The organism is Shewanella sp. SM74 (assembly GCF_025653725.1).
GTDB lineage: Bacteria > Pseudomonadota > Gammaproteobacteria > Enterobacterales > Shewanellaceae > Shewanella > Shewanella oncorhynchi.
The window spans coordinates 82,095-100,823 of sequence record NZ_JAKKRZ010000007.1 but is presented as its reverse complement, the minus strand read 5'-3'; the positions used below and the strand labels follow the sequence as shown (position 1 = coordinate 100,823).

Sequence of the window (18,729 nt, the reverse complement as noted above, 5' to 3'; positions counted from 1 at the left end):
TTTGCTGGTTTTTTATTCATCAGAGTTTGAGCTTGATCGGTTTTTTGCTTGTAAATAAGGCGTTAAATCCTTGCCGTCTATCACCTGTAGTAGGAAAGAAAGGATGAAATCGGGACTGGGATTATCAGGAATGCGGTTATCAAAGCTTTGGTTATCAATGACGTGGTTATTACCTCTTTGTTGTTTATCGAGTGCCGTAGTGGCAGAGGCGGCAACGGACAATATCGAACGCCTTGAGGTGCGCGGTAGGCAAATTAATACCTTAGGCCATAGTACTTCGGCATCTGAGGGAATAGTCGGCGCGGCAGAAATCGAGAGTCGACCCCTATTACGAACCGGCGAAATCCTCGAATTTGTTCCTGGGATGATAGTCACTCAGCACAGTGGTTCGGGTAAGGCGAATCAGTATTTCTTACGCGGCTTTAATTTGGATCATGGCACAGACTTTAATACTCGAGTCGATGGTATGCCTGTGAATATGCGAACCCATGGGCATGGCCAGGGTTATACGGATCTTAACTTTTTGATCCCTGAACTTATAGGCGAGATCCGTTATGCCAAAGGCGCTTATTATCCTGAGGTGGCCGATTTTTCTGGCGCGGGTGCTGCCCAATTACTGCTGGCTGATCAACTCCCCCATAACCAAGTTGGGGTGACGTTGGGTGAATATGGTTACCAGCGACTCGTGGCGACTCAGGAGCTAAACACTGACATAGGTCGTTTTATTTGGGGTGGTGAGGCGCAAACCTATGATGGCCCGTGGACGGATATTGATGAGGATGTGAGTAAGATCAGTGTCGTCGGGCGTTATTTAACTCGGCTCGGCGAGGGTGACTTGAGCGTCACTATGATGGCCTACGACAACAGTTGGAATTCGGCGGATCAGATCCCCGCCCGTGCGGTGGATTCTGGATTAATTGATTTTTATGGATCTTTAGATAAAGACGTCGGCGGTGAATCTAACCGTTATAGCGTTTCAGCTAATTACGATGCGGGTGATTGGCAGGGAAATGTCTACGCCATTCGCTCGACTATGAATTTATTCTCTAATTTTACCTATTTCTTAAACGATCCCATCAATGGTGATGAGTTTGAACAAGTCGATGAACGCACGATTTGGGGCGGCGATCTTAAGCGTGATTGGCAAACTTCACTTGGTGGCTCTCAACTGAATTACAGTGTGGGCGGCGATGTGCGTTATGACGATATTGGCGCAGTGGGTTTGTATAACACTCAGGCGCGACAACGGCTGAATACGGTAAGGCTTGATGAAGTGCAAGAGTTGTCGAGTGGCATCTTTGGCAAAGTTGAGTGGCTGCCAGCTGATCAATGGCGTTTTAATCTTGGGCTGCGTTACGATTATTTTGATGTGCAGGTCGACAGTGATAATCCGCTTAACAGTGGCGATGCGTCCGATGGTATGTTCAGCCTCAAAGCCGGTGCTTCTTATTTGTGGAGCGATAATCTTGAGTTATATGTTAATGCAGGCCAAGGGCTACATTCGAACGATGCCCGCGGTGCAACGATCAAGGTTGACCCTGTGAGTGGCGATGAGGTCGAAAAAGTCGATCTACTTGTGCGCTCAAATGGCGGCGAATTTGGGGTGAAATACTATGACAGGGACTTTATTAATTTCTCTGCTGCGGTCTGGTATCTGCAACTAGATTCAGAATTAGTATTTGTGGGCGATGCGGGTAACACTGAGCCGAGTCGTGCATCTGAACGTTATGGTGCTGAATTAACGGCTTATTATTGGCTGAATGAGGCAATCAGTATCGATATGGAATTAGCGTGGACTAACGCCAGATTTACTGAAAATGAATTTGAAGAGGGTAAATATATTGATGGCGCGGTTCCCTTTGTTGCCAGTGCGGGCATCACCTATCGACCCGACGGCGATGGCCTGTATTCGAGTGTACGCGTGCGGCACCTTGGCGAGCGGGTGCTCGACAGCTTTAATGACCACAAGGCTGATGCGACCACATTAGTTAACCTCGCATTAGGATACGAGTTCCGCCGCTTCGATACTAAGCTTGAGCTGCTCAATGTGTTTGATAGTAAAGATCACGACATAGATTATTTTTATGCCTCTCGTTTGCCCGGCGAAGCTGCCGAAGGCGTTGAAGATCAGCATTATCATCCTGTTGAGCCACGAATGGTGAGAGTCAGCGTGAGTTATCATTTCTAGTGGTATTCATCGGTTAAGGCGATATCGAAGGTTATTACGTATGTCGCCGAGCAAAAATGTATCTCAATTAAGCGTCCAGATAGTTGGGCGCTTTTTTCTGCTGCACTCATTTAAGCGCTAATTTAAGCACTAATCTAAGTCCAAATCGCTTCAAACTATGTGGCTGCAATAATTTACTATTCCCGCGCTGACAATGGAGGCTAGAATGATGACGAGTTGATCTGAGTTTTCCCCTGTTTTACAGCTGATGCTATAGGTAATCGCCGCGAGTTATGAGTACTGCAACACCCATTGAAAACATTAATTATTGGCGTCATCCTAGCTTATCAGGCATAGAACTGAGTCAGGCGGAATTTACGCATTTCAGTTTTGATAAACATGTGCATCTGGATTACCACTTAGGTGTCGTCACTCAAGGTGCACAGCAGTTTGTGAATAAGGGCAGCAGTTATCAGCTTGGTCAGCATAGTTTATCGACCTTAAATCCCGATGAAACCCACGATGGCCAGAGCCGCGATGCCGACGGTTATCGGGTGAAAGTGATGTCGATCCCCGTGGAATATATGAATGAAGTCAGTCAAGAACTGGGTTTGAAGGAGCACTTTTTCAGCGCGCCTATGGTGGATGACCCGACGCTTTATCAATATTTTATTCAACTACACGAGCTATTAATTCAAGGCCAATGCAGTGCGCTTGCGGGTGAGTCCCACTTACTGAATTTTATTCATCTGCTGCTGGAGCGTTACCCGAGCGGTATTTCATCTTGCCTATCTAAACCGAATCAACCGCAGGGGTTATCTAAGTTGCAGGTGAGCTTAGTGAAACAGCGAATTCACGATGAGCCTTGGCATAATACTCAACTTGAAACCTTAGCCAATGAAGTTAATTTAAGTAAGTTTCAGTTTTTGCGGCAATTTAAACAGGCAACAGGGATGACTCCCCATGCGTACCTTAAACGGGTGCGTTTAGAGTTGGCGAAAAAGTCCTTAAGTCATGGCGCTTTAGTGGCGGATGTGGCGCAGCAGTTCGGATTTTTCGATCAAAGTCATTTAAACAAAGCTTTTAAGCAGGCATTCCTATTATCGCCAGTGCAATTTCAGCGGCGTATGCTCTAATTTCCCCCCGTCGTTCGACGCCGCTGGTTTTTAAAAAACACTGAATAGTGCAATTTATTACAATTCAGCGCTGCGACAAATTGCCATACTGGCTGCCTCAGTTATCGTTATTAACCTTTTTTGCGGAGCCGCATATCTATGGATTTATCTTTATTACTCACCTTGGCTGTAATCCATGCCGTTGCTTTAATCAGTCCCGGACCCGATTTTGCTATTATGGTGAAGATTGCGACTCAGCAGTCCAGAAGCACTGCGGTTGCCGCCGCTGTGGGGATTTCAATAGCCATTTTAGCTCATACGATTTTGAGTCTGACCGGTGTGAGTCTACTCATTAAGAGTTCGCACACTCTGTATCTCTTAGTGCAAATTGTGGGCGCTTCTTACCTCGCTTGGATGGGTTTTGGTGCCCTGCGTGCCGGTCTTGCGATACTCGCTAAACGTAAAATGAGTGCCAGAGTCCATGCAGGGACAAATGATGATGCTGTTATTAGCGCTGGTGACGTTGAAGGTGTGGCGTCTGTTGCTGGTGGCTTAGGTGGCGCTATGTCGCGCAGGCAAGGTTTTTTGACTGGGTTTTATACCAATCTATTGAATCCAAAAGCATTAGTGTTTTTCTTAACCCTGTTTTCGGCCTTGATTACCCCAAGTGTTACAACGAGCACTAAAATCGCTTCCGCTATTTTGTTGTTGTCTTTGTCATTGGCATGGTTTGGCTTTTTAGCGGTAATGTTGTCAAAGGCGCAGGTGCAACTTAAATTGCAGCGACTAACACCGGTTATCGATGCGGTTATTGGTGTCATCTTTATGTCAGTAGCCTTGGCGATTTACTCAAACCTATTATTAACCGCTTAGTCAGGCGCAGTGTAAATCACCTTAGGTTTTAGTCTGAGGCACTTATGGTATTCTTGGCCTTTAGTCTCAGCAGAGACATTTGGAGTAAGGGATAAAGATGCCATTCGCCTCACGACTTAAGGGAAGCAAATTAGCTGTTTTCAGCCAAGTTACACTGATGAATATCGCGTTTTCAGCGGCGTTAATATTCAGCGTTATGGGTTTAAGCATCAATGCAAACGCCGCTGATGAAGCCATGCCACAGGAATATATTCCTCTGGTGCAGGGGCTTATCGACGCCGCCAAGGCCAATGATCCTGAAGCGATTGCTAAGCGTGTGGCTTACCCGCTTAAACGTGAATATCCGATCCCAGCGATTCAAAATACGCAGGAAATGATCGCACGTTTCGATCAGGTTTTTGATCCTAAGCTGCTTGAGCAGATCGCCCATTCTAAGATTGAAGCCGATTGGCAGACGATGGGCTGGCGCGGCATTATGCTCGGTAGCGGCGTTGTGTGGCTGGATTTTGATGGCAAGATCATCGCCATTAACTATCAAACACCGGTAGAGGCAAAACTGAAAGCAGAGCTTATTGCTAAGCAACAAACGGCATTACATCCGAGTGTGAGTGAGTTTGTCAGCCCAGCGTTATCTTGGGAGACCGCCAAGTTTACCATTCGTGTCGATGATATGGGGAACAGCCAATACCGCTATGCCGCATGGGCAAAGGGTAAGTCATTGAGCGACAAGCCAGATTTAGTGTTAAATAAAGGCAAAATTGTATTTGATGGCAGTGGTGGGAATCATTCATACCAATTTCGCAGCGGCCCATACCAGTATTATTGTTATGTCACCGTCTTAGGCGGCAGCGATAGTCCTCTAGGCGAGCTAGTGGTGTTTAAGAATGACCAAGAAATACTGACACAAGCCGTCATCAAAGCAGACTAGTCTTGTTTCACTATCCCTATGAGTGAGATTTAAAGCCGCGACTATCCGTTGATGGTCGCTGCTTTAATAATCCTAATGACTTCCTTTAGCTAGAAGCTATTGCCCCAAAGTGTGTTTCGTAGTTTGAATGCTTTAATCAAAATCAAAGTCGTGGGGCTTCATCCCACACCCGACCAAGGAGGACTGCTCGTCCAATCAAAAACGTCCATGTTAAATAGCCAGCTCGATATCCATATCTCGCGCTCAAAGCGGCCGTAGGCCTTCGCCCTTGGATGCTCCAAGACGCCCCCAACGGAGTTGAAAGCTCCTTGTGCTCATTGCCAAATTTGCTATCGCTTCCGAAGGATGCGCTTTACATCCATGTAAAGCCCTCCAGTTCGGCAGTCCTAGCCTCTCGCTCATAAGCGCGAAAATCACCGATGTTCATTCGCCCCTGCACCTGCGAAAGCTAGTCGGTCATCCATGACCGAACTCACGCACTCTTTATTAAATCAAGAGCTCTATTCGCCCTGCGGCAACTCCGAGTGGAGGTGTATTCCTTGGAGTTTTGAGTCGTTAGATAGCGATTGATCAGCAAAAAATAAGCGCGAAAAATGAGAAAGCTAAAACGATATCAAGTGATTACCCATCAAACTGTATAAAAAACCGCTACCGCAAAAAAGCAAATTCCTATAGCATCATTTATACCCATTTACATGGATGTGGCAGTGGCCATATTTGAGATTTAGTCAACAAGCGATTTATGCCCTGCAAACAGCGCAGCGCATAAATACTAAGACGTTAACTGCTACCTAGAATTGAGATTATGCGCGTAAAACTAAAAAAGATAGCCGACAATTTGAGCGATGAAGAACATTCATCTATCGCGGATGAAATACGCCAAGGAAAAATCGATGGTATATCTCTATCATACTTAGGTGGTGCTTTTGGTCCTACATGGTCTGCGGGTAACGATTACAGTTTAGATTTCCTGAAACACTATTCGGGCATTAGAGCTTTAGAGATTTTTCTTCCTGCGCTAACAAGTATTGATGCTATTGCTGAGCATGTAAACGATATAGAGTTTTTGAGTCTGGGAGAGCTTAATAAAAAAACTGTATCTTTAAGGCCTCTATCAGATCTGAATAAGTTAAATTCTCTGAGTTTGGTCAAAAATAAGAAAGATATCGATTCTATAGCTACGCTCACTAGCCTTAGAGACCTAACCCTTTCAGGGTATCAAGAAAAACAAATAGAGCATGTTGCCAGTCTGAGTAATTTAGAAAGTTTATATTTGGGTTTCGGCACATTTGAAGACCTAAATGCTATTAAAGGATTATCTAAGTTAACAAGCCTAGAAATACTTTGGGTAAAGAAATTACACGATCTAAGTGCCCTGGAAAACCTGACATCTCTTGAGATATTGCATTTAAGTACTCTAAAGCAAGTTACATCCATTCCAGATGTTTCCAATCTAAAGCACCTTAAGAGCTTGGTCATGGATACCATGAATGGACTTTCCTCTTTGTCAGGTATTAAAGGTAGCTCAATTAACGAATTGGCTGTAATTAATTCGAAGATAGATCCTGTATTGTTTTCTGAGCTAAATAATAGTTTGCCAGTGCTGCAGCGGCTTGTACTTGGTCTCGGAACTAAAGGGAAAACAAATGAAGCATCTAGTTTCTTTGATAGTTCCGTTATATGCGACACATTTAATGATTTAAAATACAGTACAGCCAGAGGCTATAGAATTGAGTTCTGCAGTTAACAAGGCGCTGCAGTCGGACAAATTTTCCGCTGCGCGGCGTTAGGCATACACAATGAGCCGTAGATACCTTAATCTTCAAGAAGCCGAGTCGGCGCTTAAGCGAGGGAAAGCAGTTGAGTGCTTTCTTGGTGGCTGTGAACGGGATGGCCGTGCTGGTATTCAGTGGCTAAGCGTTCGAGGTCCCAAATCCGAAATAGATGTTTCAGTTTACGAAACTGCTGATTTGGGTGATGAATCATTCCTTAATATTTATGAGTTTGGTCCACTAGATCCAGACCTAGAGCTAGAGGATGCCAATGAGGTCAAATCATTCACTTCATTTGGCCAAGCGATAGAGTTTATTGAGCAACGATTCGCAGGATCATCTGAAAGGTTATTGAACGAGTTTATGATTCAAGATGAATATGCCGACTATATTTCGAGGGGCCGGAAGTAGAAATGCCTAACAATCGCAGGCACAGCGACGGCCTTTTCGTTGCAGCTCCGCCTTCACTACAAAGCCGCGCGTGCTGCGGGCGTTAACTTTATGGAAGAACTATGCACCCTCAAGCACCGCTTAAATTTTGCTATCAGGCCCTTACAAAAAAGGCGGCAAGCTATTATCGCTGGTGGGTTATCGGCACTATGTTACTTGTTCTTGCTGCATTCGTTGGTGTTACAGCTTTTGAAATGGCTGAGTGGTTATTATTTTTAACCTTTGTCCTTGCAGGGATGGTAATGACTATCACAACGCTAAGGCTTTTCTTAGTGAAACTATTTGAAGAGAATGCTGATGCGATTAATCTGTTCTCTAGTTATTTTCCGTCTCTGCTAGGCACCCGTAGATTGGAGTTAGCTTGTAAGATAACAAATTCAGTTTATTACGGAGTGTTTTATCTTTGTTGTTATTTCTTGTTGGCAGCTATTTTTTTGTTCCCGCTGTCTTTAGTTGTAGAGTATGCAAAAAGTTAACAAGGCAAGTCAGCATCGCACCTTCGGTGCTGGACTGGCTAACGCTCGCCGCTTGCGGCGTTATGTTCTCAGGGAGGGGTTGTGAATTTGGAGCACTTTTTACGAGCCGTGTTTATTGCTATAGCAATATGTTTTGTTCCAATTATGCTGTTTTACTGGAGTAATGAATCTGACTTAATAACAATGGATTTTAAATACTTCTATGGATCAATACGTTTTGTTTTAGTGTTCTATTTTATATTCTCAATTATTGGATGGATGTTAATTGGCTTTCCTGTGCATTGGGTGGCAGTAAAGTTCTTTAATCAGAATAAATGGTGTTATTTTTTAGGGATTCTAGCTTTCGGTATTCTGATTTCACTACCTTCTATGAAAATTGAATTGTTTTTGTTTTATGCAGGTATTTCGGGATTACAAGCAATCTTATTTTTGTGGTGGTTAGCAAGAGAACATAATAAGTTGCTTAAACGGACGTAAAACAGTTGGCTTGCGTTTGTAAGGTGATAACCCATAGGGATTTTAATCCGAACTCCACGAATTAGAGTAAAAAACTAGCTCACTTTTGTACAAATGTGAGTTATAACATTCTGTGGAAATGACTATTCATGTAACATTATTCAGTCGGTTTTAATTCGCGAAATAAAAAGAGCATTAAGGATGAACTTAATGCTCTTTTTTATGGATAAATGCCTGCTCAAACTGTATTGCGGTAATGGGTTTACCGTAGAGGTAGCCTTGGCCTAAGTCGCATTCCTCGTGGCGAATAAAGGCATCTTGTTCTAGGGTTTCTACGCCTTCGGCGATCACTTCCAAGTCCAGTTTCTTACCAATGGCAATAATTGCCTTTGTTAACTCTCTATTTTGTTCGTTTTCTTCGAGTTTACTAATAAAGCAGCGATCGATTTTTAAGGTGTCGAAAGAGTATTTTTGTAGATAACTTAAGGATGAGTAGCCTGTGCCAAAATCATCTAGGGAGATGCGGATACCGAGTTCTTGTAGTTTTTGGATGGCATTGTGGGCAATATGTTCATCCTGCATCAGCATGCCTTCGGTAATTTCAAGTTCTAAGGCGGTGGGGGGCAATTGATAGAGGGTGAGTAAGTCGGCTATGTGTTCGCTAAAGCGGGGATTGCGCATTTGCAAAGGGGAAATATTGATGGCGATTTTAAACTCTTGGCCTACCTCGCGACACCATTTTGCCGCCTGAGACAGCGCGGTATGCAATACAAAATTGCCAATATCAATAATCTGGCCATTACGTTCAGCTAAGGCGATGAATCTGTCTGGGGCGACATTGCCAAGGATGGGATTATGCCAGCGCAGCAGGGCTTCGGCACCAATCACTTGCTTCGTCTTTAAGTTAATAAAGGGTTGGTAATGCAGGCTTAACTCGTTCTTGTTCAGCGCATCGACCAAGTGGGATTCCAGTTGATAGCGTAGGTTTAAAGCGGCTTGCGTATCTTGATTAAAGAAGCTGTGAGTTGAGCCATCAGCCTTGCTGATCGTCATGGCCGCTCCGGCTTTTTGCAGCAGGATGGCGGCATCGATACCATCCATAGGCGCTTGTGCTATGCCCATGCTCGAGGGAATCGTGATTACAAAATCAGCCACACCAAAGGGCGTGTTACAGCAGTTAAGCACTTTATTGATGAGTTTATTGGTTTCGTTATTCGAAGGTTTGTGGGCTTGAATAATCACAAATTCGGCGCCAGCGATGCGGGCGATAAAGGTGTTTTCATCGGTATAGTGCTGTAAACGTTGGCTGAGAATAGTGAGAATTTTATCGCCAATCAGGTAACCATAACTGTCGTTGATGGATTTGAAATTGCGCAGCCCAAGATAGAGTACTGAAATCTTTTCTTTGCGATTCACTTTTTCGAGCATGATAGACAGACTATTAATCAAATTGATGCGATTGGGTAATCCCGTCAGTGGATCATAGCTTTTATGGTATTCCAGTGAGGTTTCGGTGGAGGTGCGGTTTTCGATTTCTTTGATGAGCTTGCCGCTAAGTTCGGCGAGTTCATGGGTGCGCTGTTGTACTTTTTGCTCTAGCTGCTGATTGTGCAGTTGTAGCTTAGCCTGTTGATAAAGGGTGACTAGGTTAGCTTCGATACCATTTTGAAACCGAGCGAGTAAGCTGCGAAAAGATTGGGGGTAATTATGCTCTTGGCTATCGAGCATGCAGATAGTGCCAAAGGCACTGCTATCTGGCCAACGTAAAGGTAAACCACAGTATGCGATCATGCCGAGTTTAATGTCAGGATTTTTGTCCCAGTTTTTATCCTTTAGGGCGTTAGGAATGTGGAGTTCCTTACCTTCTTTGATCACTGTTTCGCAGTAAAGCCCGTGGCCTAAACTGTCTTTATCATGTTTTTTATAGGGATTACCTTGGGTGCGGCTCGAGGTAAAGACCTCAATATCGGTTTGATGGACACGCATGATCAAAGCGGCGGGGGTGTCGACTAATTCAGAGAGCAAATCTAAGGTTTGTTGCCAGTTATCAACCATTTCTTGGGGAACAACGATTTTGTCTGTGTCGATAGCAATGTCGGCAAATAAACGATCTTTTTGAGACTGGTTAATGGCGAGGTTGTATGGCATGAATGCTCAGTCCTAGAGGCGCGATACTATTCATAAACTATAGTCTTTTTACTCATGATGTGAGTCTTTTCGGTAAATTTAGTTACTGCAAAATCTCGGTTCTATCTTAAATGCTGCGCTGTTAGATCTCTTAAGTGTTAGGTAAGAATTCAACGGTACTCTAACACTAAATGTTCTGATTTTTGGATTTATTAGTGAATAACTATCTGAAAGATAAAGTTATGATGACATTTATGGATTTTGCTAAGGGGCATTTAATTACGCCGCTTTTAGTGTTTGCAGTGATCATAGTGGGGCTTGAATGGACTCACGCTGATATGAAAGTCGCGACTTTGTTATTTCATTGGCAAGGGGGTATCGACTCTTGGCCATTGAGAGGATATTGGTTGACCGAAGATTTACTGCATGTCACTGGGCGTAACTTTGTCATCTTGCTGGCGGTGAGTGTCGTAGTCGGCATTGCCTTTAGTTTTCGAAGTGACAGGGTAAAACCGTACCGTAAGGGCCTGATTTACCTATTTAGTAGCGTATTGGCGAGTGTGTTGCTGGTCCGAATTGGCAAGAGCGTTACTCACATGACCTGCCCGTGGGATGTGATTGAGTTTGGCGGCCATATGATACATTCATCCTTGTTTTCTCGTTTACCTAAAAGTGCTGAGTTTGGTCAATGTTTCCCTGGTGGCCATGCCAGCGGCGGGTTTGCTTGGGTTGCCTTGTATTACGTGCTGCGTGAGTATCGCCCGCATTTAGCTAAGTTTGGATTAATCTTTGGTTTGAGTTTAGGCCTAGTATTTGGCATTGGCCAAGAGTTACGCGGCGCCCACTTCTTGAGTCATGATTTATGGAGTTTAGCCATAGCATGGACGTCCGCTAGCCTACTCTACTATGTGTTTTTTCTGCGCTCGCCTGCGTTTAGAAAGTCTAAATTGGTCGCTTTGGGTCAAATGTTCAAGGTTACAAGTAGTGGAATACCGCAAAAATAACGAGCTGCGAAGCTAACGCCCTGAGTCCTTATTGGGTTCAGTGTTTTTTATGGCTTAAAATCTAAATTCGAAGCGCATATCAGGTCTGCGTAGGCGAGATCTTTCATCTAACAGTTGGTTTTTTTCGTTGAGTAGGCTGTTTTTCTGTTTCAATAAGTCAGCCTTGTCGGTGAGATTATTGATCTTGCCATCAAGACTGCTTATTTCTCTCTCTATGGTATTTAAGCGGTCGGCAATCTCAGTTAAACGTTTGTTGGTCAGGTATTGTTGATGGCCTTGGTTATAGCGCTCAACAAACTGGTTATTACTGCAAACCCCATAATAACTTTCTCCCGCTAAGCCTACGCGGTAGCCATTTTCTGGCACGCAGTAACTGGCTAACCCTTGCTGGTATCCTTGTTTCCATTGCGCGGTATCGACACTGAGATTAAATTCACGACAATCTTTTTGATATTGATTTAATTGCCCAGAACTTGTCCCACGGTTGCCATCGGCAAGCCCAAGGGCAAACCAATCACTATTGGCGCATTCTTCAATAGATAAGCTGCTGCATTGAGTCAGGGATAAGACTGAAAGTGCGAGGAAAATGCTGGGATAGTGCATGGATAAGTTCTCTATATGTTGTGGCGTTTAGGATAAAGGCTCTTATGGGGGAGATCTAGCTATATATACCGCCGTTTATACGGTCATAGATGCGTTTTGTTGGGCAGAATCCATCACAGTTTAGCGGATGAATGCATGATAACCAGCTGATATTGTGTTAGTTTGTGGTTAACACTTTAAATGTCTGCTTTGGTGCTCGCTATGATTTCACATATTTCATCTGTGTATTCTGCTTCATTACCGGCAGTTAAGTCGTCTCATCAATCCCTTGATACTGCCGAGCCAAGTGGACTTAAATCCTTTACCTATGGTGCATTAGGGCTGGCGGCTCCCAAAGCTGAGGTCAGTTTTGATGGCAATGCAACGAGTAAAATACCTGAGCCTAGTGCGGATGATGTAGATGACGTTAAGAGTTCAAACGACACTTATTACAGTGCAGGCCAAATATTGAAAGCGGCGGCGACTGTGGGCAGTGTGATTGCCTTGTTTGTTTGAGTTAAGTTCCTGCACCAATTTAGCTCTGGGTATTATTTCAACTGGCTTGGATTGGCATATTCGCCGTGGAATATGGCTTGTTGTTTTGAGTCTGGTTTTATTGGGGTGAGCATAAAAGAATATTCTTTTAGTTAAAGTGGTATTTTCAGTCTCTTTCTTTGCCAAAGCGCTGAGTAAATCTGGTATTGTGTTTAACACGCAAGTGCATTAGTTTTTACTTAAAATTCGTTTAACAATCCTAAACTATATTCATCAAACTTCCGCTGGAGACCGCTTTTGTATGAAGATTTGCCCGCAGTATTCCATATCATGCCTAAGTAAGGTATAAGGGCGCTATGAAAACTCCGAAACGAATCCAACCCCTGGTTGATGAAGGACTGGTCGATGAGGTCATTAGCCAGTTAATGAGCGGTAAAGAAGCGACTGTGTACGTTGTACGCAGTGGTGATGATATCCGCTGTGCCAAAGTCTATAAAGAAGCGGACAAGCGCAGTTTTAAGCAAGCTGTGTTATATCAAGAAGGCCGAAAAGTCCGTAACAGTCGTCGCGCGCGCGCGATGGAAAAAGGGTCTAAATTTGGCCGTGATCAGCAGGAAGAAGCTTGGCAAAATGCTGAAGTTGAAGCACTTTACCGTTTAGCGAATGCGGGTGTGCGTGTGCCAAAGCCTTATGGTTGTTTCGATGGCGTGTTGCTGATGGAGTTAGTGACGGATGCCGAGGGCAATGTCGCGCCGAGATTAAACGATGTTAGTATGTCGGCAGAAAAAGCCTTGAAGGATCATGCGTTGGTGATGACCTATGTCAAACGTATGCTCTGTGCTGGGTTAGTGCACGGTGACTTGTCTGAGTTTAACGTGTTAGTTGACAGTGAAGGGCCAGTGATTATCGATTTGCCTCAGGCGGTCGATGCCGCGGCGAATAACCATGCCAAATGGATGTTAGCGCGTGATGTGAATAACATGACTCAATACTATGGTTTGTATGCTCCTGAGCTGCTAAAAACACAATACGCCAAAGAAATTTGGGCCTTGTTTGAAGCCGGTGAATTGAAGCCTGAAACGCCATTAACGGGTGAGTTTACCGAAGTGCTGGTTGAAGCCGATGTTAGTGCGGTCTTGGAAGAAATCCAAGCAGCCTTTGAAGAGGCGCAAGAGCGTAAGCAGCGGATCCAAGAGGCAAACGAAGAAGACTATTAATCGTCAGTCGTTGTTTTTCACCCATAAAAAAGACGCTCAAAGTAGCGTCTTTTTTATGCTAAAAATTAAGTGAAATTATTATTTTTGTTATTGATTTTATTATTGTTATTTAATTTTTGGCGTTAGCCAATCCTTGGCTTAATCCCCGATGGAAGCTGGGGCCATCCTTGTTGCTACAAACAAGCTAGCAATCATCGAACAGTGTGATAAAAGGACAAGAGTTGAGAGAGAAATATGTTCATGACTTGGGGGAGCACAATTCACATATTTAATCTTTGGGGAAGACAACTCCCTCAATCCTTGCCGAAACCTTGGTCACTCTTCAGTCAATCTATGTAATACCAATCACGGCCTTCCTTGGCGCACTACACTCATTGCAGTGCTGGATCATCATTGATCCTGTGAATAAAATGACAAGGCCAGAGAGAGAAATATGTTCATGACTTGGGGGAGCACAATTCACATATTTGATCTTGGGGGAGATAACTCCCTCCCTAGTCTTGCCGAAACTTTTGCATTGTCCCTATCCGTTTGTTGCTGTTAATACTATTTCCCAATCTTCGCTGGGTTCATCAATTTGGACGACAAGGCCGGACTAAAAAGGGCGCTGTTATTATTGTTGTTAGCACATCTTTTACATCGTTAGCGTTATCAGCAGGGCGATATGCAATCTCGTCCGGCCTTGTCTATTCGGGCACGTTTAGCTTGTTGTACAGGCACTCAATTGCCATGCAGCACTTAACCTATCGTGCGTAGCTCTTGATTGAGCTGTTTAATTTTTTTCTGTAGCTGGGCAATCTCACTCATTAATGCGCATTCTCTTTGCTGGGGTTGCAGATCGCTTTCTCGCACCCATTGGTAGACTGCCTTGGCAGATAAACCGTATTGACGTGCAACATCCGACAGTAAGCGACCTTGTACTTTAACCTCGGTAATAACATGTAGCTTGAGACTATTTTCTGCGATTCCCATGAGCGTTCCCTCTTTTACTGCCTTCGAACCAAAATATGACCGTTTGCGTTGCCTTTTATTGATGATAGTGACGCTGTTCTAAATCCCACTGGCTCAGACCTAGATGGCGCAGACAAATCCATTCGTGGCGACATAGTGCGATAAAGTTCATGACCTTTTTCATACTTCCTCCTTCATGACCCTAAATACTCGAGCCCATTTTCTGTCTCGATAGGTCCATTTAATTTGGATTAATCCTGTTGAAGTCGACTCTAGTTTTCGGCGATGTTTACCGCGTCTGACTGTCTACTCACTTAGTAGTATGTAAAATTCGTGCCAATATTCTAATTTTTATTTTAACCTTTTAAATCATTGGATTGCGCCTTCGATTAAAACGGCGTTATTTTTTAGTGCTGCCAATAAAGGTGCAAGGTGCACTATTTCGGTGCCATAGACTTGATATTTAATTGGCTGGTACAAGCCATGATTGAAGCCCGAAATCTGTATCTTTGCTGACTAAAATCTGGATTAGCATAATTGAAGATGGATAAAGGATTGTCTCCAGCGCAATTGCTTATATACTGCCTGCTTTGTGGCAATCCCTAGGTCATTCGTATTACCTAATGGACGTGATATTTCTTGCCCTTTTGAGCGGTATTCACAGTCATCAATCATATAAAGAGGTTATAAATGATGAAGTGTTTTCAGGCAGTGCAATCTAAACCATCCCTGTTAGCCATAGTGGTATTGACGACCGCGCTAGTTGCATCGGGTTGTACAACAATCAATCCCTATTCAAATGAAGAACAAACCGCTAAAGCGACCAGTGGCGCATTGATTGGTGCCGTCGCGGGTGCCGCAATTGGAGTGGTATCTTCGAGCAAGAGCGACCGCGGTAAAGGTGCCTTAATTGGTGCTGCATCGGGCGCTGCAGTCGGTGGTGGTATTGGTTATTACATGGATGTGCAAGAGACTAAATTACGCCAACAATTAGCCTCAACGGGCGTGAGTGTGACCCGTAACGGCGATAACATCATTTTGAATATGCCTAATGAAGTGACCTTCGGCGTAGATCAAACCGAGTTAAGCGACGGTGCTAAACGCGTGCTGAATTCAGTGGCGGTTGTGGCCAAGGAATACAGCAAAACGCAGCTCAACATATTAGGTTATACCGACAGCAGTGGTTCAGACTCTTACAATTTACGTCTGTCACAGGTCCGTGCTAGCGAAGTGGGTAATTACTTGATGAATAAAGGCGTTGCCTCTGCCCGTGTAAAATCAAAAGGTATGGGTGAAGCGAGTCCTATTGCATCAAATGCCAATGCAAATGGCCGAGCACAAAACCGCCGCGTTGAGATCGTACTAATACCAACGGGTAAATAGTCTGGTCTAAGCACAAAGTTCTCGCTGAAAAAGTCGCCTGGGGCGACTTTTTTGTTTTCAGTGGTGGGCTAATTGAGTGATTAGCTTGCCGTGCTTCAATTAGACAATTTGTCCTTTATGAAGCGCACCTTGAGTGACCAGCACCACAAACATATCACTGCTAATTACCTTGGGATGAGTTCAGCTTGATCCCTTTATCGATTTCACGTTCTGTATGGGAATAAGTCACAAGAATGACTTTTAGTGCCTAAAGGAGAATATGACTATGATAAGCAAAAATGTGTTAGTAGCCTTGAGTTTAAGTCCTGTCATCATGGTGACTGCTGTACAAGGAGTGCCGATGAAAGCCGAAGTGACCACAGGAGCCGCGCCGATAGAACTGCGCGCCGCAGGCAGTTTAAAGGCTGCGATGAGTGATATTATTGCTGCTTATCAAGCACAGTCGCAAATGAGTGTTGTAGCGCAATATGCACCCTCAGGTTTATTGTTAAAACGTATTCAAGAGGGTGAAAAAGTCGATATCTTTGCCTCGGCGAATATGAAACATCCACAGGCATTAGTGGATTCGGGTCAGGGCGAAGCGGTGCAAATGTTTGCCCGTAATCAACTCTGCGCCATTGCTCAAGACACAGTTCAGGTGACGAGTTCGACGTTACTCGATACCTTGTTAGATCCTAAGATTAAAGTCGGCACCTCAACCCCGAAAGCTGACCCCGCGGGTGATTATGCCTGGGCCATTTTTGCTAAGGCCGAAGTGGTAAAACCTAATGCGAAAGCCGCGTTAGAGACCAAGGCATTACAACTGACGGGCGGCCCTGAGAGCGTTAAACCGCCTAAAGATCGCAACCCCTATGGCTGGGTGATGGAAAACAAGCAAGCGGATATCTTTTTAACCTATTGTACTAATGCTGTGCTGGCTAAAAAAGAAGTGCCGAGTTTACAAATCATCGACTTACCGCAGGAACTCGCCGTGGGTGCCGACTATGGTTTACTGGTTTTACAAGGCGCTAATACTGCCGCTACGCCGTTAGCTGAGTTTATTCTATCGACAAAAGGCCAAGCGATTCTGAGCAGTTATGGTTTCCAACCTCCGGCAAAATAGCCTTCTTTAGTTTTCCTGCGGGATAAAAAACGGCACCTTTGAGGTGCCGTTTTTGTTATTAGCTCAAACTGTTAAAGCGTTAGTTCATCAGGTAGAGCGTCGCTAACCCGAGGAAGGCGAACAGGCCAACCACGTCAGTGACTGTGGTGAGCACCATACCGCCAGCGAGGGCAGGATCGATTTTAAGTCGTTTTAAAATCAATGGAATACTCGCACCTGCAAGCCCAGCTACTGTCATATTGATCAGCATGGCGCTACCAATTAATCCCGCCAGTGCCATATCATCCTTCCATAGCCACACGGCGACAAAGACTAAAATCGACCACATCAAACCATTGAGAAAACCAATCGATAGCTCTTTACCGATAAGCCAGCGAGCGTTGCTTTGGCCTATATGGCCTAAAGCAATACCACGGATCACGAGCGCTAAGGTCTGATTACCGGCAACACCGCCCATGCTAGGGACAATCGTCATTAGGATGGCGATAGTGGCAAATTGCTCAATAGTGCCTTCAAACATATTGCTGACCGACGAGGCAAGCAGGGCGGCGAATAAGTTTATAGTAAGCCAGAGCGAGCGACGTAGGGTACTTTTTAGCACAGGACCAAAGGTATCTTCATCTCCGTCCATCCCCGCCATACCCATCATGGAATGTTCAGCATCTTCGCGGATAACATCGACTACGTCATCGATTGTGATACGTCCGAGTAGCTTACCATCACTGTCGACGACAGGTGCCGATACCCAGTCATTGCGTTCGAATTTCTGCGCGACTTCGCTGTCGGACATGCTCACCGGAATACTTTGAATATTGGGATCCATGATATTGCGAATTGTGGTGCTTGGCGCGCAAGTCAGCAGATCTGCCAGCCTAACACCGCCAAGGACTTTGTCCTGTTTGTCGACCACATATAAGGTATCTGTGGTGTCGGGTAGGTTGCCCCTTTGCCGAAGATAGCGCAGCACCACATCGATATTCACATCGGGTCTTAAGGTGACTGTATCTGTATTCATCAAGCTGCCGGCGGTCTCATCTGGATAAGATAGGGCTTGTTCTACCCTCAGGCGATTTTGCTCCGTCATCGACTGCAACACTTGTTTGTAAACGGCGTCGGGAAGACTTCGCAGAATATAGGCGAGATCGTCGGTGTCCATGCTTGCTGTCGCTTTCGCGACTCGCTCAGGGCTCATGCTGCGGATCAGTGGGTCTTTGAGTTCTTCACTCAACTCATCGAGTATGTCGCCTATTTGTTCCTGATCGATGAGCTGCCACAATACTTGTCTGGCACTTGGCGGTGATGATTCTAAGATCAGCGCGATATCTGAGGCGGCCATTTTTTGCAGCATATTACGCACATGCACGAACATGCCGCTGCTAAGCGCTTGGTTTAACTGGTCAAGACTATGTCCGGTGTGATCGTTTTCTGCATTATCTACGGGCATTTGTCCTCCATTGTGCGGCAAATTGGTTTGAGATCTTAGTGTTGGGCTAGGATTTAGCGGTGACTAAGCGTCAGTCGATGACATAGATTAAGACGGCTAAGGTAAGGTTAAGGCCAGCGCCAGCGCAATGACCGCTAGTGTAATCGCCTGTGGCTTGTATCGTCGAGCGACAAATGTTTTGCCATGT

At 44.7% G+C, this 18,729-nt stretch carries 17 protein-coding genes; 13 read left to right on the top strand and 4 right to left on the bottom strand.

Going from position 1 to position 18,729, the window contains the following annotated elements:
• Positions 1-130: 130 nt before the first annotated feature.
• The 8 genes from L5M49_RS09440 (at position 131) to L5M49_RS09405 (ending at position 8,258) form a co-directional block, all read left to right on the top strand.
• Positions 131-2,188 carry a TonB-dependent receptor gene (locus L5M49_RS09440; protein ID WP_411569102.1) on the top strand — a complete coding sequence of 686 codons (2,058 nt, stop codon included), beginning with the start codon at positions 131-133 and terminating at the stop codon, positions 2,186-2,188.
• A gap of 272 nt (positions 2,189-2,460) precedes the next feature.
• On the top strand, positions 2,461-3,303 hold the full coding sequence (locus L5M49_RS09435) for an AraC family transcriptional regulator (protein WP_113939990.1): 843 nt from the start codon (positions 2,461-2,463) through the stop codon (positions 3,301-3,303).
• Positions 3,304-3,441: 138 nt separating this feature from the next.
• On the top strand, positions 3,442-4,155 hold the full coding sequence (locus tag L5M49_RS09430) for a LysE family translocator (RefSeq protein ID WP_263265913.1): 714 nt from the start codon (positions 3,442-3,444) through the stop codon (positions 4,153-4,155).
• Positions 4,156-4,252: 97 nt separating this feature from the next.
• A complete protein-coding gene (locus L5M49_RS09425; protein WP_263265912.1) occupies positions 4,253-5,083 on the top strand; it encodes a hypothetical protein in 831 nt (276 codons plus the stop codon).
• 805 nt (positions 5,084-5,888) lie between these two features.
• Positions 5,889-6,830, top strand: a complete 942-nt coding sequence (locus L5M49_RS09420; RefSeq protein ID WP_168825520.1) for a leucine-rich repeat domain-containing protein — start codon at positions 5,889-5,891, stop codon at positions 6,828-6,830.
• A gap of 52 nt (positions 6,831-6,882) precedes the next feature.
• Positions 6,883-7,266 carry a hypothetical protein gene (locus L5M49_RS09415; protein ID WP_168825517.1) on the top strand — a complete coding sequence of 128 codons (384 nt, stop codon included), beginning with the start codon at positions 6,883-6,885 and terminating at the stop codon, positions 7,264-7,266.
• Between the two features lie 101 nt (positions 7,267-7,367).
• Positions 7,368-7,781, top strand: a complete 414-nt coding sequence (locus tag L5M49_RS09410; RefSeq protein WP_168825515.1) for a hypothetical protein — start codon at positions 7,368-7,370, stop codon at positions 7,779-7,781.
• Positions 7,782-7,862: 81 nt separating this feature from the next.
• Entirely contained in the window at positions 7,863-8,258 is a 396-nt protein-coding gene (locus L5M49_RS09405; protein WP_168825513.1) for a hypothetical protein, read from the top strand.
• Between the two features lie 186 nt (positions 8,259-8,444).
• Here the strand turns inward: L5M49_RS09405 and L5M49_RS09400 are convergent, their stop codons facing one another.
• Positions 8,445-10,385 carry a GGDEF domain-containing protein gene (locus L5M49_RS09400; RefSeq protein WP_168825511.1) on the bottom strand — a complete coding sequence of 647 codons (1,941 nt, stop codon included), beginning with the start codon at positions 10,383-10,385 and terminating at the stop codon, positions 8,445-8,447.
• 224 nt (positions 10,386-10,609) lie between these two features.
• On the opposite strand from L5M49_RS09400, the gene L5M49_RS09395 reads away from it, so the two are divergent.
• Positions 10,610-11,368 (top strand): phosphatase PAP2 family protein, encoded by a 759-nt coding sequence (locus tag L5M49_RS09395; RefSeq protein ID WP_263265983.1) that lies wholly within the window; start codon positions 10,610-10,612, stop codon positions 11,366-11,368.
• Positions 11,369-11,422: 54 nt separating this feature from the next.
• Here the strand turns inward: L5M49_RS09395 and L5M49_RS09390 are convergent, their stop codons facing one another.
• On the bottom strand, positions 11,423-11,971 hold the full coding sequence (locus L5M49_RS09390) for a DUF2799 domain-containing protein (RefSeq protein WP_113939984.1): 549 nt from the start codon (positions 11,969-11,971) through the stop codon (positions 11,423-11,425).
• A gap of 180 nt (positions 11,972-12,151) precedes the next feature.
• Here L5M49_RS09390 and L5M49_RS09385 point away from each other — a divergent pair, with 180 nt between their 5' ends.
• On the top strand, positions 12,152-12,466 hold the full coding sequence (locus L5M49_RS09385) for a hypothetical protein (protein WP_173497171.1): 315 nt from the start codon (positions 12,152-12,154) through the stop codon (positions 12,464-12,466).
• 335 nt (positions 12,467-12,801) lie between these two features.
• Complete coding sequence (locus L5M49_RS09380) at positions 12,802-13,662, top strand: PA4780 family RIO1-like protein kinase (RefSeq protein ID WP_173497172.1); 861 nt, start codon at positions 12,802-12,804, stop codon at positions 13,660-13,662.
• A 738-nt stretch (positions 13,663-14,400) separates the two neighbouring features.
• Here the strand turns inward: L5M49_RS09380 and L5M49_RS09375 are convergent.
• Positions 14,401-14,634, bottom strand: coding sequence for a transposase (locus L5M49_RS09375; RefSeq protein WP_106649408.1), 234 nt, complete (start codon positions 14,632-14,634; stop codon positions 14,401-14,403).
• A gap of 672 nt (positions 14,635-15,306) precedes the next feature.
• Between L5M49_RS09375 and L5M49_RS09370 the strand changes: the two genes are divergently transcribed.
• Both L5M49_RS09370 and L5M49_RS09365 read left to right on the top strand, forming a co-directional pair.
• Positions 15,307-15,996, top strand: coding sequence for an OmpA family protein (locus L5M49_RS09370; RefSeq protein ID WP_173497922.1), 690 nt, complete (start codon positions 15,307-15,309; stop codon positions 15,994-15,996).
• A gap of 265 nt (positions 15,997-16,261) precedes the next feature.
• Complete coding sequence (locus tag L5M49_RS09365; protein ID WP_263265911.1) at positions 16,262-17,098, top strand: molybdate ABC transporter substrate-binding protein; 837 nt, start codon at positions 16,262-16,264, stop codon at positions 17,096-17,098.
• A gap of 79 nt (positions 17,099-17,177) precedes the next feature.
• Here the strand turns inward: L5M49_RS09365 and mgtE are convergent, their stop codons facing one another.
• Entirely contained in the window at positions 17,178-18,542 is a 1,365-nt protein-coding gene (mgtE, locus tag L5M49_RS09360) for a magnesium transporter (RefSeq protein ID WP_113939980.1), read from the bottom strand.
• Positions 18,543-18,729 lie beyond the last annotated feature (187 nt).

Bases quoted from the DNA above. Each gene is read 5' to 3' on its own strand.
- L5M49_RS09410 (WP_168825515.1), top strand. From the start codon at position 7,368: ATGCACCCTCAAGCACCGCTTAAATTTTGCTATCAGGCCCTTACAAAA.
- L5M49_RS09365 (WP_263265911.1), top strand. From the start codon at position 16,262: ATGATAAGCAAAAATGTGTTAGTAGCCTTGAGTTTAAGTCCTGTCATC.
- L5M49_RS09415 (WP_168825517.1), top strand. From the start codon at position 6,883: ATGAGCCGTAGATACCTTAATCTTCAAGAAGCCGAGTCGGCGCTTAAG.
- mgtE (WP_113939980.1), bottom strand. From the start codon at position 18,542: ATGCCCGTAGATAATGCAGAAAACGATCACACCGGACATAGTCTTGAC.
- L5M49_RS09435 (WP_113939990.1), top strand. From the start codon at position 2,461: ATGAGTACTGCAACACCCATTGAAAACATTAATTATTGGCGTCATCCT.
- L5M49_RS09380 (WP_173497172.1), top strand. From the start codon at position 12,802: ATGAAAACTCCGAAACGAATCCAACCCCTGGTTGATGAAGGACTGGTC.
- L5M49_RS09395 (WP_263265983.1), top strand. From the start codon at position 10,610: ATGACATTTATGGATTTTGCTAAGGGGCATTTAATTACGCCGCTTTTA.
- L5M49_RS09385 (WP_173497171.1), top strand. From the start codon at position 12,152: ATGTCTGCTTTGGTGCTCGCTATGATTTCACATATTTCATCTGTGTAT.
- L5M49_RS09430 (WP_263265913.1), top strand. From the start codon at position 3,442: ATGGATTTATCTTTATTACTCACCTTGGCTGTAATCCATGCCGTTGCT.
- L5M49_RS09440 (WP_411569102.1), top strand. From the start codon at position 131: ATGCGGTTATCAAAGCTTTGGTTATCAATGACGTGGTTATTACCTCTT.
- L5M49_RS09400 (WP_168825511.1), bottom strand. From the start codon at position 10,385: ATGCCATACAACCTCGCCATTAACCAGTCTCAAAAAGATCGTTTATTT.
- L5M49_RS09375 (WP_106649408.1), bottom strand. From the start codon at position 14,634: ATGGGAATCGCAGAAAATAGTCTCAAGCTACATGTTATTACCGAGGTT.
- L5M49_RS09370 (WP_173497922.1), top strand. From the start codon at position 15,307: ATGAAGTGTTTTCAGGCAGTGCAATCTAAACCATCCCTGTTAGCCATA.
- L5M49_RS09425 (WP_263265912.1), top strand. From the start codon at position 4,253: ATGCCATTCGCCTCACGACTTAAGGGAAGCAAATTAGCTGTTTTCAGC.
- L5M49_RS09390 (WP_113939984.1), bottom strand. From the start codon at position 11,971: ATGCACTATCCCAGCATTTTCCTCGCACTTTCAGTCTTATCCCTGACT.
- L5M49_RS09420 (WP_168825520.1), top strand. From the start codon at position 5,889: ATGCGCGTAAAACTAAAAAAGATAGCCGACAATTTGAGCGATGAAGAA.